Raw genomic sequence first — 13077 nt, forward strand, 5'->3', positions numbered from 1 at the left:
GGTGGTTCCTATCGGGTAATGCCGGCCGGGGCGCTGTCAGACGCACCCCGGCCGGCGGGTGCTCAGCCCTTCAGCTGCGCGTTCATCATGTAGACACCGGGGATGTTGAGCGCCTGCACGCCGCTCAGCTTCTTGGCGTCCCATGCGGTGGAGAGCTGCATGTGCATGACCGGGTAGATGACGCCCTGGTCTGCGATCATGTTCAGCGCCTTCTTCATGTCGGCGTCGGTGGTCTTCGTCGAGTCCGACTGTTCGGCGGCGGTGAGGACCTTGTCGAGCGCCGCGTACTCGGGCGTCTGACCCCACTTGTTCCAGAGCATGAAGGTGTTGGTGTTGGAGTAGAACCAGCGCACGTTGAGGTCCGCGTCCGTCCCGAACTGGTTGGGGTTGCCCGAGAAGGTCAGCACGTCGGCCGGGTCGCCCTGCGCCACCTTGGTGTTGAAGGTGGCAGTCTCCACGACGTCGAGGTTCGTCTTGACGCCGATGGCCTCCCAGTCCTGCTTGATGGCGTTCACGGCGACGGTGGTCCAGGAGATGTTCGTCGAGAGCAGCGTGAGGCTGAGGTTGGTGACGCCGGCCTCCTGCAGCAGCTTCTTGGCCTCGGTCGGGTTGTAGTCGTACTGCGTGGTCGCCTTCGAGTAGTACGGGCTCGACTCCTGGAGGAAGCTCGTGGCGGGGGTGCCCTTGCCGGCGATCGAGACGTCGATCAGCTTCTTGGTGTCGATGGCCATCCGCAGCGCCTGACGGACCCGTTTGTCGTTGAACGGAGCCTTGCTGGTGTTGAAAGCCAGGCCCAGCAGGTTCATGCTGTCGGCGCCGTCCACTTTCAGTCCCTTGCCCTGGAGGCTGGCGATCGAGTCCTGCGGGATGTTGTCGGAGATCTGCACGCCGGAGACGCCGGAGGTCAGCAGGCTGGTGCGGGCGGCCGCGTCGACCGAGACGTTCCACTGCATCGAGTCGATCTTCGGGTGCAGCGGGCCGTTGTAGTCCTTGTTCAGCACGAATGAGGTGAACGACGTCGGCTCGGTGGCCTTGATCTCGAACGGGCCGGAGCCGAGCTGGTTCTTCGCGTCGGCGTAGAAGGAGTCCGGCTGTCCCTCGAAGATGTGCTTCGGCATGATCTTCAGGATCGAGAAGCGGTTGATCGCGTAGGGGAACGCGTTCTTGAAGTCGAGCTTCACGGTGTGCGCGTCGACCTTGACGGCATCCTTGAGCCAGCTCGAGAAGAAGGCCGTGGTAATCACGGGCTTCTGCGTGTTGAGTACCCGGTCGACGGAGAAGACGACGTCGTCGGCGGTGACCGGCTTGCCGTCGCTCCACTTGGCCCCGGACCGGAGCTTGAAGGTCCAGGACAGCGCCTTGGTGTCCTTCGGCATGTCGGCGGCGAGCGCGGCGTACGGCTTGCGGTCGATGGGCGAGGAGTCCCAGAGTGCTTCGTAGATGTGGTTCTCGGCGGACATCGCGAACGCGGAGCCGGTGTTCAGGGGGTCCCACGAGCTGTTGTTGTTATAGCCGATCGCGACCTCGACGTGGCCCTTCGCGGCGGCGCCGCCGACCGAGGTGCTCGACTGCGGTCCGGAGCAGGCCGCGACGAGCCCGACGGTGGCCACCGCGGCGACGAGACCGGCGAGGCGCTTGAGCGTTCGTGCTCGGGAACCCGGCAACTTCGTTGTTTCCACTGCTGTTCCTTTCGGGAATGTGCTGGGGGAGAAGAAGGACCCACATAGGACGTCCCACCTCTTGGAAACAAGACCGTAGATCACCTCCGACCACTTCGTCAATAGCGATTTTCCGATTGGGCGACCGACCCCATTGACTCGTTCCGCCAGCTTTGCAATACTCTCATGGCATCAAGACATCCCACGTCCTATCACCCGTGGGCTCAAAGGAGAATCGTGACGAACGCCGCCATCGCACCGCACCCGACCCTGGGCTCGGACGCCGACACCTCCCGTTTCCGCGGGATCATCCCGCCGGTCATCACACCGCGAACCGAGAGCGGACTGATCGACCGGGAGTCGCTCCAGCGCGTGACCTCGCACCTCCTCGATGGCGGCGTCGACGGGCTGTTCATCCTCGGGTCCTCCGGCGAGGTCCCTTATCTCACTCAGGAGGAGCGCGATCTCGTCACCACCACCGTCATCGAGGCGAGCGACGGACGGGTGCCGGTCCTGGCCGGAGCGAACGAGCAGACCACCGCACGCGTGGTGGCCGAGGCCGAGCGTCTCGCCGATCTGGGCGTCGATGCGCTGGTGGTGACGTCGCCGTTCTACGCGCTGTCCAACCAGGCAGAGGTCGGCCAGCACTTCCGGACGGTCCGCGAGCGCGTCGACCTGCCGCTCTTCGCCTATGACGTCCCCGTGCGGACGCACGTCAAGCTCGGCGTCGACGTGGTCCGCGAACTCGCCGAGGACGGTGTGCTGGCCGGGGTGAAGGACTCCTCTGGCGACGATGTCTCCTTCCGCCTCCTCGCGCTCGCGACCGAGCACCTGCCGGAGTTCCGGATGTTCACCGGTCACGAGGTCGTGGTCGACGGCGCACTGCTCGGCGGAGCGCACGGTGCGGTGCCGGGCCTTGCGAACGTGGACCCCGCCGGTTACGGCAAGCTCTATGCGGCCGCCGCCGAGGGTGACTGGCCCTCGGCTCGCCGCGAGCAGGACCGCCTCGCCCGCCTCTTCGGCATCGTGGAGGTCACCGAGACCGGTGTCTCGGCCGGCGCTGCCGGACTCGGCGCGTTCAAGACTGCGCTGCAGCTGCTCGGGGTCATCGCCAGCAACCGGATGAGCGAGCCGATGCGGTCGCTCGGAGCCGTCGAGACCGCCCGCATCCGCGGCCTCCTCGAAGCCTCGGGGCTGCTGTGACGGGGCTCGCGAACGGGTCCGTCGCGGCCTTCGGGGAGCACGGTGCCGCGCTCGTCTGACGCCCGGCTCGCCGTGGGCGTCGACCTCGGCGGCACCAAGATCGACGCGCGCCTGCTCGACGCGTCCGGAGACGTCCTCGCGCATGCGCGATCGGCCACGCCGCCCGCCGGTGGCCAGGCCGTCGTCGCCGAGATCGCGACACTGGTCGCCGCTGTGACCGAAGACCGCGATCCGGCAGAGCTGGCGGGCGTCGGGATCGGCGCGGCCGGGATCATCGACCCGGAAACCGGGGACGTCCTCGACGCGACCGACGCCATCGCAGACTGGAAGGGCGTCCACCTTGCGTCCGGGGTCGCCGGGCTGACTGGGCTGCGCGTGCGGGCGATCAACGATGTGCACGCCCATGCACTGGGCGAGTCGGCGCTGGCTGGGCTCCCTCGCAGCGCCTCCCTGCTCCTGATCGCGGTCGGCACAGGCGTCGGTGGCGCGTTCGTCCGCGACGGCGGGGTGGTCGCCGGGACCCACGGAGCCGCCGGTCACTTCGGTCACATCGCCTCCCCCACGCGATCGGGCTGCCATGCTCGTGCGGCGGTCGCGGGCATGCCGAGGCGAGCGGGTCGGGTCCGGCGATCCTCGCGACCTACCGGAGGCTCGGCGGTTCCGCGTCCGATGCGGTCGAGGTCGCGGCGCGTGCGGCGGAGGACGACGAAAGAGCTCGAGCCGCGATCGATCTTTCCGCCATCACCGTCGGCTCCGTCGTCGGCGGTCTCGTCAACGGCCTGGACCCCGACTTGGTGGTCGTCAGCGGGGGCGTGCCCCGCATTCCGGGCTGGTGGCAGACGTTCGAGACTGCCGCGCGGCAGGAGACCCTCCCGCTGCTCGCGTCCGTCGCGCTGCGGCCCAGTGCCGGCGACTCTGCCGCATGCCTGGGCGCGGCGAGCCTCGTCCTTGAAAAGGAGTACACCCCATGACCGACTTCTTCGACGCCGTCGCCGGGCGGCTGATCGTCTCCGCTCAGGCGTATCCTGGCGAGCCCATGCGCGATCCTCGGACCATGGTCGCCGTTGCGGAGTCCGCGGTGCGCGGCGGTGCCGCGGCCATCCGGTTGCAGGGCCTGGACGATATCCGGTTCGGCGCCGAGACCCTCGATGTCCCGGTCATCGGGTTGTGGAAGGACGGGAAGGACGGCGTCTTCATCACACCGACTTTGGAGCATGCGGTGGCCGTTGCCGCGGCGGGCGCGGATGTGGTCGCGCTCGACGGAACACGGCGGGACCGGCCGGACGGCCGCACGCTGGCCGAGGTCGTGAAGGCCCTGCGGAATGAGACCGACGCGCTCGTCATGGCCGACTGCGGAAGCGCCGAGGATGCGATCGCCGCCACGGAGGCGGGCGCCGACATCATCGGGACGACCCTCGCCGGGTACACCGGGGAACGCCCGCGCCGCGAGGGACCCGACTTCGACCTCATCGTCGAGCTCCGCTCGCTCGCGCTCGGCCGGTTCCTCGTGGCGGAGGGCCGCATCCAGACTCCGGGGCAGGCGCGGCAGGCGCTGGAGGCCGGGGCCGACTCCGTGGTGGTCGGCACCGCGATCACCCACCCGCAGAGCATCACCTCCTGGTTCGCGCGCGCGGTCGAGGCGCGATGAGAACCGTCGTCAGCGCGTACGCGGCCTCCCCCGCACACACGCGCTGGGATCCGGCGTTCGAGGAGCGCTTCCTCGCTGAGCTGGTCGCCTTGGACGGTGTCGACGCCCTGGAACTGCCGTGGCTCGGCCGCCTCCACCCTTATGACGACGACTGGCTGGTCTCGCGATTGCCCGCAACCGAGGTGGTTGTCACTGCGCTGCCTTGGACGATAACGCGCTCGAAGGAATCGCCCGGCTACGGCCTGGCCTCAACCGATGGGGGCGGCAGGGCGGACGCCATGGCCGACCTCGAGCGGATGCGCCGCGACCTCGCACGCCTGCCGGTGATCCCGAGCGTCATCCTCCTGCACACTGCCCCCAGCGGCGGGTCCGGTTCGGTCGACGCCCTCCGGGATTCGCTTGCGGAATTCGCGTCGTGGGACTGGAGCGGCTCCAGGCTCGCGATCGAGCACTGCGACGCGGCCGTACCGGGCCGCCCGTTCGAGAAGGGCTTCCTCGGTCTCCCCGACGAGCTGGCGGCACTCGAGGGGATCGCGGAAGCGGGGCTCTGGCTGAACTGGGGGCGGTCGGCCGTCGAACTGCGGGACGCGGGCGCCGTCACCGCGCAGGTCACGGCCGCCGCCGCGTCGGGTCGACTCCTGGGGCTCACCCTCTCCGGAGCCGCTGACACGGACGGCCCCTACGGACCGGCGTGGGCCGACGCCCACCTCCCTTTCGCCGAGTCTGATCCGGTGTCGGGCTCGCTGCTGACCCGCTCAGCCGCTCGCTCAGCCCTTCGGGCCGCGGGCGACGCGCCGTGGCGCGGGCTGAAGGTGAGTCGACGGCCAGGCGACGAGTCGGTTGTCGAGGTGCTCGCGACCGTGGAGGCCAACCTCGCAGTGCTGCGCGAGGCCGATGAAACACCGGTTGCCGCCCTGGGCGCGGCGCTCGTAGGAGGAACAGATGGCTGAAGTCGTAGTCGTAGCAGACAAGGACGCGGCGGGCGAGCTCGCGGCGGAGTCGATCCAGCGGCTGATCTCCGCCAAGCCGGATGCCGTGCTCGGGCTGGCGACCGGCTCCACCCCGTTGCCGGTCCACCGTGCGCTGGCCCGGCGGATCGCCGAGTCGGGCCTCGACGTCTCGCACGTGCGGGGTTACGCACTGGACGAGTACGTCGGCCTGCCCGCGGGGCATCCCGAGTCGTATCGCGCCGTCATCACGCGCGAGGTCGTGGAGCCGCTCGGGCTCACGCCGTCACTCATCCACGTGCCCAATGGCGCCATCGCGACCATCGAGCACGCCGGGGCCGACTACGAGAAGGCGATCGCGGAGTCCGGCGGCGTCGACGTGCAGATCCTGGGCATCGGCACCGACGGGCACATCGGGTTCAACGAGCCCGGCTCCTCGTTCGCGTCGGTGACACGGGTGAAGACGCTGACCGAGCAGACCCGCCGCGACAACGCCCGGTTCTTCGCCGACGAGGACGACGTCCCCATGCACTGCATCACCCAGGGCCTCTCGACCATCCTCCGAGCACGCCACCTGATGCTGCTGGCGTTCGGCGAGGGCAAGGCCGAGGCACTGGCCGGTGCGGTGGAGGGGCCGGTGTCGGCCTCCAACCCGGGCTCGGCCATCCAGCTCCACCCGCACGTGACCGTGCTCGTGGACGAGGCCGCGGCCTCCCGGCTGCGCAACATCGACTACTACCGGTACGCCTACGACCACAAACCCGCCTGGCAAAAACTCTGAACCACAGCGATCACGCCCGGGTCAGCGCGAAATTCTGGCTCCGGAACCTAGACGGTAAGACGCCGCTGGCGCCACTCGGCTAGTGGGCGCGATCGAATTGAGAGCTCTGGGGGCCGGGCGTCGCCGACTTCCCAATGAATCAAAGGGTGAACGGCGAATTCCGCGGGGCTTTTGTGGGGTAAGCGGCTAAGCCGCGATCAAGACGTGTTCCTGATCAGGGTTTTTACTGCGGAGACGGAGGGATTTGAACCCTCGGTCCCCTTACGGGGACTCCACCTTAGCAGGGTCGGGTAAGCCGACCAATTACCGCATTCTCGGTGCTCGGGCGCAACGAAAACGACGCCCTGCACAATCCGAAGATGATTGCAACTGTCCCCTTGCTGTCCCGGAATGAGGATGGCGTGCGCGAATACATCCACGACTGGATCGACGCAGCATCACGCGCTCAGACTGCGTACCAACGACTGGTGCGAGGCCAGCAGGATCGCGCACAGGTTGCACCGACAACGGAACGTGAACACCGGAAACCGCGATCAAGTTTCCGTCGATCCACCCAACGGTTACTTGCCCTGAAACGGGCAGGCGGGGAGACCACGGAGCGCTGACGTATCGAATGGGTCTCGAGTTCACCGCGTGGCTTGTGGGCGTTCGATGACGGCACCCAGTTGCTGCAGCGACGCCGTGAGCTGCCTCGCGTGTTCCGCAGCAGCGAGAAGATGGGGAGCCTCCGACGAGTTGTCGTCCGCGCCGAGATCATGAACGAGGCGGCGCAACAGCCCGACGAGAGAATGACCTCCGGACTCCATTCGTCCTATGATCTCGATGATCGTCCCCCTGTCAAGAGCACCTGCTCCGGCGGCGCACTCCAGCCGGGCCAGTGCCAGACGTGCAGCATCGGCTTCGTCGACGACGTGTCTGAGCGACGCATGGTGCGCGGTCGTCATCCCCGTATCCCTCAGCACGAGGCGATTCTCCCCCGGACCGGTGAACTCCGCGTGAACCAGCGCCCTCATAATCGGACGACCACGCGGAGCCCTTCTAGGATTGGTGGGTGGCAGACGATTCTGAGAACGACGACCGCATCGGCACCTCCTGGATCGTGCTCGTCTACCGGGTCCCCTCCGAGCCTACGCGGCTGCGAGCCACGGTGTGGCGGAGGTTGAAGGCGCTCGGCGCGATCTACCTCCAGAATTCCGTCGCGGCGCTGCCCGACGATGTGACGAGTGAGCGGGCGCTTCGCAAGCTGCGCCACGAGATCGTCGAGATGAACGGCACGGCCGCGCTCCTGCGCTCCGAGGTTCTTGCCGGCGACGCCGGCATCGTCGGGGCATTCCAGGCCGCGCGCACGGACGAATACGAGGAGATCATCGACCGTTGCCAGGGGTTCCTCCGCGAGCTCGAGAAAGAGTACGCCGAGCAGCACTTCAGCTATGCCGAGCTGGAGGAAAACGAGGTCGACTACACCAAGCTCGTCAACTGGCTCGAGAAGGTACAGACCCGCGATCGCTTCGGCGCACCGAAGCGGATCGAGGCGGAGGAGGCTGTGGCGTCGTGCGCCCAGGCGCTGGAAGAGTACGCCGCTCGCGTGTACGCGGAGGAACCGGAGGGGCACTGACGGCCTCCCCGGCTCCATTCGCGGTGCTCCGCGCAGCTCAGCTCAGCGCGCGCCGGATTCCGTAGGGGATGAGGATCAGCACGGCGATCGGCATGACCACCCAGGCGGCGGCCCAGGAGCTGACGGCGAAGGTGATCGCGAGGGCGACGGCCGTTCCTGCAGCGATCTGCCAATCGTCGCCGACGATGAAGTCCCACCAGAACAGGCCGAACGAGCGGAGGCCCCGGGTGACGGCGTTCGGCTGCGGCGCGGCGACGGTGGCGGCTGGGGCCGTGACTGGCGCAACCTGCTGTTGCGTCTCGCCAGCCCCCGGGGCCGTCGTCACGAGCACAGGCGCGGGCTCGGGCGCCTGTGCTGCCTCCCGACGGGTCTGCGCGGCTTTGCGGCGGCGCAGCACAGCGACAAGCAACAGGGAGAAGACACCGACGGCCGGGATCAGAACCAGCAGCGCGAGATCGGCGCCCGGCCAGACCGCGGCTGCGCCCTCCGCGCCCCAGAACAGGCCGAACGACGTCAGCATCACACCGACGATGAATTTCAAAGTGTTCTCTGGAACCCGCGACAGCGGAGCGCGCACGACGATGCCGATGACGACGACGACGACGATGGCGACCGCAGCACCGAGGGACGCGAGGCCGACCTGGTGCTGGTTCGCACCGAAGGTGAGGACGATGAAGACGACCTCGAGGCCCTCCAGCAGCACCGCCTTGAACGAGAGCGTGAACGCGTACCAGTCGCTCACGCCGAAGCGCGTCTCCGAGCGGGCCGCTCGGGCCTCCTCGACCTCGCGCTTGTATATGAGGTCCTCGTCGTGCAGAGCCTTGTAGCCGCTGGCGCGGAGCACGGCCTTGCGGATCCACTGCATCCCGAAGACCAGGAGCAGCCCACCGACGATGAGGCGGAGGAAATCGATCGGGATGAGGGTGATTGCCGGGCCGACGATCGCGACGATGGCCGCGAGGACCACGACGCCGACGACCGTGCCGGTCAGGGCGGAGCGCCAATTGCGTGTCGCGCCGGCGGCCAGGACGATAGTGGTCGCCTCGACGGCTTCGACCAGACACGCCAGGAAGACGGCGATGACCAGGGCGAGAGAGTTCACGGGGATCCTTCCGAGTGTGATGCTCTGAGTGTAACAGCTGTTAGTTATGCCGTGTGGCGAATGGCGAACGCATGGCACTCGGCGGGGTCGATCGCCACCCGCGCCTGCGCGCCGCGCTGGCGGGCTGCCGCCGTGAACACCCCGGTGATCCGGCCCACCGGCGTCTCGACCACGTGCTCGTAGCCGCGGCCGCGATAGGCCACATCGACCACGACTGCGGGCAGCGTGCGGCCGTCGGCCGGCCCCGAGACGTCGTTGACGAAGGTCGTCGCTGTTGGCCGGATCAGCACCTCCACGTCATCGCCTGGCTGCAGTCCGGTCTCCCCTGACGCGGCGACCAGGATGTGATCGGCGGCGAGGACGACCGTGGCGCCGTCGCGCCGCTCACGGACGATGCCGCGCGCGCTTCCCGCCACGCCGGTGAAGCGCGCGGCGAAGCTCGTGGCCGGATGCCGGTACAGCTCCTCGGGGGTGGCCAACTGCTCCAGGCGACCGGCGTTCAGCAGGCCGATCCGGTCGGCGAGCGCCATCGCCTCCGACTGGTCGTGGGTGATGTAGACCGCTGTCGCGCCTGTGGATCGGGTCAGCGTCGCGATCTCCACGCGCAGCCGCTCACGGAGGTCGGCGTCGAGGTTCGAGAGCGGCTCATCGAAGAGGATGAGCCGGGGCCGCCCGGCCAGAGCACGTGCGAGGGCGACGCGCTGCTGCTGGCCGCCGGAGAGTTCGTGCGGATAGCGGTCCTCTTTGCCGTCGAGACCGACGCTCTCGATTGCCTCCAGCGCGCGCCGACGCACCTCGGCTGCCTGATGCGACCCCCGGCGGAGGGCGTAGGACACGTTCTGCCGAACGGTCATGTGCGGCCACAGGGCATAGTCCTGGAAGACCATGGCGAGGCCGCGTTTCTCCGGCGGGAGGTGGTGGCGGCTGTCGGCGATGACGCGCGGGCCGAACTGCACGGTGCCTGCGTCGAAGCGCTCGACGCCGGCCAGGCCGCGCAGGAGCGTCGATTTGCCCGACCCGCTCGGGCCGAGCAGCACGAGGAATCCGCCCGGTTCGATGTCCAGATCGACCCCCTGCAACGCCTGCACCGATCCGTAGCGGCGCGCGGCGCCCCGCACGGTTACCGCGTGGCCATGCGCGTCCGGCTGCGCAGCCGCAGTGGACGTCGCCGCCGATGGTCTTATCTGGGTCGTCGTCATCGTGCCTCTCCGATCGTGCGCCAGCCCGCGGGTGCGAGGAGGCGGAACAGTCCGAAACCCACCGCCACCACGACGAGGGCGCTGGCGATGGCGATGACCTGCATCGCTGTCCCGCCGCCGAAGTCGTACTTGCCGAGGGCGTTCTCGATACCGACCGCGATCGGCTGCGACCCGGCAGGGCTGAGCAGCTGCGACACCGGCAGTTCGAGGAGGGTGCCCGCGTAGGTGAGTAGCCACGCGCTGAGGAGCGGCCGCGCCAGCACCGGGAACCCAACGCCCAGCCATGACTGCAGGGGCCCGCGACCGTGCACCCGCGAGGCGTGCACGACGTTGTCCTGCAGCTGGCCGACCGAGCCGACCAGCACTCGCGTGGTCGACGGGAGCGCCGAGGCGAGATACGCGAGCAGCAGCAGCGCTGTCGTGCCGTAGAGGTGGATGCCGGCCGCGTTCACTGCCGGGAGGTTGTACGCGAAGATGTAGCCGGCCGCGAAGACGATGCCGGGCAGCGCGACAGCGGCGAGAAGAACGAAGTCCAGCAGCCGCCCGCTGAGGGCAGTCCCCTTACGCGCGAGGACCCGGGCGCACAGTGCGGCCATCACGGTCGCGACCGTCGCCGTCGCCACTGCGCAACCGGCCGAGAAGAGCAGCGGACCGGACAGGTCGGGGCTGGTGAGCACGCGTTGGTAGTTCGCGAAGTCCCACTGGTGCGTTCCTGTCAGGCTCCCGAGGCCATCGATCATGGAGGCCGACACCGCGCCGAAAGCGGGGACGCCGAGCGCGACGACGACGAAGAGTGTCAGTCCCGTGACCCAGGCAATGGTCACGGGGATGCCGAGCTGGCGCCGAGCGGGCCTCCTGCTGCGGCCGCCGAGGGTCTGGTAGCTGCGGCCGCGGAGGGCGGCGTTCTGCAGGACGAGCGCGAGCACGATAAGTCCGAGCAGGATCCAGCTGACCGCCGCCGCGACAGGGAACTGCGCGGGAAACGCCTGTACCGCCGTGTAGATCGCACCGGTAGCGACAGGGAAGTGCGCAAGACTCGTCAACGTTGCGGCGACACCGTAGTCGCTGATCGACTCGGCGAACACGATCGCGAGCGCCGACCAGACGGCGGGCGCGATCAGCGCGACGACGATCCGGCCCGCGGCGAGGCGGCTTCCGCCGTGCACGCGGGACGCCTCCAGAAACTCGTCGCCGAGGCCGCGGAGTGCGTTGGAGATGGTGAGGTAGGCGAATGGCACGCCCTTGACCGTGAGGATGAGCGCGATGCCGACCGGTCCGTAGAAGACGTTGCGCGCCCAGGGCGCATCAAGACCGAGGATGGCCAGCACACCGTTCGGCTCCAGCAGCCGCTCCCAGCCGAGCGCGATCAGGTACGACGGCATCAGCAGGATCGCGAAGGCGAAGCCTGTCCACACCCTGCGCAGCGGGATGGTCGTGCGGTGCACCGCCCACGCCATCGCGAAGCCCACTGAGACGCCGACGACCGACGCGACCACGCCGAGGGCGACCGAGTCGGCGAACGCCTGCAGCAGCGGCCCCGACATCGCCTGCTGGAACGCGTCCACGCTGAACCAGGCGGTGCCTTGACCGAGCAGCGCCGGGCTGAACGCGACGGCGAGGAAGAGGGCGATCGGGAGGACGAGGATCAAGACGACGACGAGCCAGAGCCCGGTGAGAGCGTTCGGACGGGGAATCACCCACCGACGGGCCATCGGCGCGGCAAGCGGCACCGCGCCGCCCTTCCGATTCGGCAGAAGGGCGGCGTCGGCCCGCTCGGCGAAGTGAATCGCGAGCATCGGTGCGCCTACTTGATGTTGCTGTCGAACCAGCTGACGACCTCGGCCTGCTTCGGACCCCAGAACGCCGGGTCGATCTGCTGGTACGCGGTCGGGAAGGAGGGGACGCCGGTCGCCGGGTCCACACCCGTAACCACCGGCCAGTAGAGCGAGTCGCCGGTCGGGTCGGCGCCCTGCATCACCTTCTGGCCCTCGGCCGACGTGACGTAATCGATGAACTGCTTCGCCTCGGCCTGCTGCGTGGCGTTCGCGCCCTTGTCGATTGCGATGACAGACGGCAGGAGGGTCGATTTCGGCAGGTAGACGACCTTCGGCTGGAAGTTCGCCGACGCCTTGACCTTCGCGATCTCACCTAGCGCTGCCGAGCTCTGGATGAGTCCGTAGTCGATCTGGCCGGTCTCCAGCGCGTGCAGCGTGTCACCGTTGGTCGGGAACACCTTCAGCCCGTTGGCCTTGAGCTTGGTGAGGTACGCCTCTCCCGCCTTTTCGCCGCCGGACTTGCCGCCCAGCTGATTCATCAGACCCGCAATGAACGGGTAGGTCGGCCCTGACTGCGACGGGTCGTTCATTCCGACCTTGCCCTGGTAGGCGCCAGTCAGGAGGTCGTCGTAGCTCGAGGGAACTGCGGAGGCCTTGGCGGCGTTGTAAATCAGCGCGGCCATAACCGTGGTGCCAGTGGGCGTGTAGCTGTGATCTGCGGGCACAACCGTCTTGCCGGCATCCGTAAAAGTGGCTTTCGGCGTATACGGCGCGAGCAGACCCTGCTGATCAAGAGACGAGAACGCGGTGTCGCCGTCCACCCACAACATCGACCACTGCGGGTTGTTCTTCTCCGCCGAGATCTTGGTCAACAGCGGACCCGTGCTGTCATCGTCGACCTTGACCTCGATGCCGGTCTTCTTCGTGAACGCCTTGGCGACGGCCGAGTCATAGCCCTCCGCCGCATAGAGCACCAGCGGCTGCTTGCTGGAGCTGGAGTCGGCGGCGCCCGCGGTGGCGGAGCATCCGGCCAGTGCTGCGATGGACGCGACGGCAATCGCCGAGGCGAGGACGACACGCTTTCCACGTAGGTTCATTTGAGTCTCCACAGAGTGTTCGGGTGGTGGTCTAACGACGGTTAGACGATAG

General features: G+C 68.2%; 12 protein-coding genes and 1 pseudogene. 7 read left to right on the top strand and 6 right to left on the bottom strand.

Annotated features, from left to right (window positions below; translation table 11 throughout):
• Window positions 1-62 precede the first annotated feature (62 nt).
• Window positions 63-1679 (bottom strand): ABC transporter substrate-binding protein, encoded by a 1617-nt coding sequence (locus ACR5MH_RS13600; protein ID WP_431347685.1) that lies wholly within the window; start codon window positions 1677-1679, stop codon window positions 63-65.
• A gap of 216 nt (window positions 1680-1895) precedes the next feature.
• On the opposite strand from ACR5MH_RS13600, the gene ACR5MH_RS13605 reads away from it, so the two are divergent.
• The 6 genes and pseudogenes from ACR5MH_RS13605 to ACR5MH_RS13630 all read left to right on the top strand — a co-directional run bounded on the left by ACR5MH_RS13605 (window position 1896) and on the right by ACR5MH_RS13630 (window position 6237).
• Window positions 1896-2861 carry a dihydrodipicolinate synthase family protein gene (locus ACR5MH_RS13605; RefSeq protein WP_431347686.1) on the top strand — a complete coding sequence of 322 codons (966 nt, stop codon included), beginning with the start codon at window positions 1896-1898 and terminating at the stop codon, window positions 2859-2861.
• 72 nt (window positions 2862-2933) lie between these two features.
• A pseudogene (locus ACR5MH_RS13610) lies at window positions 2934-3350 on the top strand (ROK family protein); the annotation flags it as partial.
• Between the two features lie 83 nt (window positions 3351-3433).
• The gene (locus ACR5MH_RS13615; RefSeq protein WP_431349420.1) at window positions 3434-3832 is read left to right on the top strand and encodes an ROK family protein; all 399 of its coding nucleotides are present in this window, start codon (window positions 3434-3436) and stop codon (window positions 3830-3832) included.
• On the top strand, window positions 3829-4509 hold the full coding sequence (locus ACR5MH_RS13620; protein ID WP_431347687.1) for an N-acetylmannosamine-6-phosphate 2-epimerase: 681 nt from the start codon (window positions 3829-3831) through the stop codon (window positions 4507-4509). Before ACR5MH_RS13615 ends, ACR5MH_RS13620 begins: the two co-directional genes overlap by 4 nt.
• Window positions 4506-5459 carry a DUF4862 family protein gene (locus ACR5MH_RS13625; RefSeq protein ID WP_433861857.1) on the top strand — a complete coding sequence of 318 codons (954 nt, stop codon included), beginning with the start codon at window positions 4506-4508 and terminating at the stop codon, window positions 5457-5459. The genes ACR5MH_RS13620 and ACR5MH_RS13625 overlap by 4 nt, the downstream gene beginning before the upstream one ends.
• A complete protein-coding gene (locus tag ACR5MH_RS13630; RefSeq protein ID WP_431347688.1) occupies window positions 5452-6237 on the top strand; it encodes a glucosamine-6-phosphate deaminase in 786 nt (261 codons plus the stop codon). The genes ACR5MH_RS13625 and ACR5MH_RS13630 overlap by 8 nt, the downstream gene beginning before the upstream one ends.
• A 626-nt stretch (window positions 6238-6863) precedes the next feature.
• Here the strand turns inward: ACR5MH_RS13630 and ACR5MH_RS13635 are convergent.
• A complete protein-coding gene (locus ACR5MH_RS13635) occupies window positions 6864-7181 on the bottom strand; it encodes a hypothetical protein (protein ID WP_431347689.1) in 318 nt (105 codons plus the stop codon).
• Window positions 7182-7288: 107 nt separating this feature from the next.
• Between ACR5MH_RS13635 and ACR5MH_RS13640 the strand changes: the two genes are divergently transcribed.
• Complete coding sequence (locus ACR5MH_RS13640) at window positions 7289-7852, top strand: Chromate resistance protein ChrB (protein ID WP_431347690.1); 564 nt, start codon at window positions 7289-7291, stop codon at window positions 7850-7852.
• 37 nt (window positions 7853-7889) lie between these two features.
• Here ACR5MH_RS13640 and ACR5MH_RS13645 read toward each other — a convergent pair whose 3' ends face one another.
• From ACR5MH_RS13645 to ACR5MH_RS13660, 4 genes are read right to left on the bottom strand one after another with little or no spacing between them, the layout of a single operon-like run.
• Window positions 7890-8954, bottom strand: a complete 1065-nt coding sequence (locus ACR5MH_RS13645) for a COG4280 domain-containing protein (protein ID WP_431347691.1) — start codon at window positions 8952-8954, stop codon at window positions 7890-7892.
• A gap of 44 nt (window positions 8955-8998) precedes the next feature.
• The gene (locus ACR5MH_RS13650; RefSeq protein WP_433861858.1) at window positions 8999-10153 is read right to left on the bottom strand and encodes an ABC transporter ATP-binding protein; all 1155 of its coding nucleotides are present in this window, start codon (window positions 10151-10153) and stop codon (window positions 8999-9001) included.
• Window positions 10150-11949: an ABC transporter permease gene (locus ACR5MH_RS13655; protein WP_431347694.1), complete on the bottom strand. Its 1800-nt coding sequence runs from the start codon at window positions 11947-11949 to the stop codon at window positions 10150-10152. The genes ACR5MH_RS13650 and ACR5MH_RS13655 overlap by 4 nt, the downstream gene beginning before the upstream one ends.
• Window positions 11950-11957: 8 nt before the next feature.
• Window positions 11958-13025 carry an ABC transporter substrate-binding protein gene (locus tag ACR5MH_RS13660; protein ID WP_431347695.1) on the bottom strand — a complete coding sequence of 356 codons (1068 nt, stop codon included), beginning with the start codon at window positions 13023-13025 and terminating at the stop codon, window positions 11958-11960.
• Between the last annotated feature and the right edge of the window lie 52 nt (window positions 13026-13077).

The organism is Streptomyces sp. L7 (assembly GCF_050990935.1).
Lineage (GTDB): Bacteria > Actinomycetota > Actinomycetes > Actinomycetales > Microbacteriaceae > Leifsonia.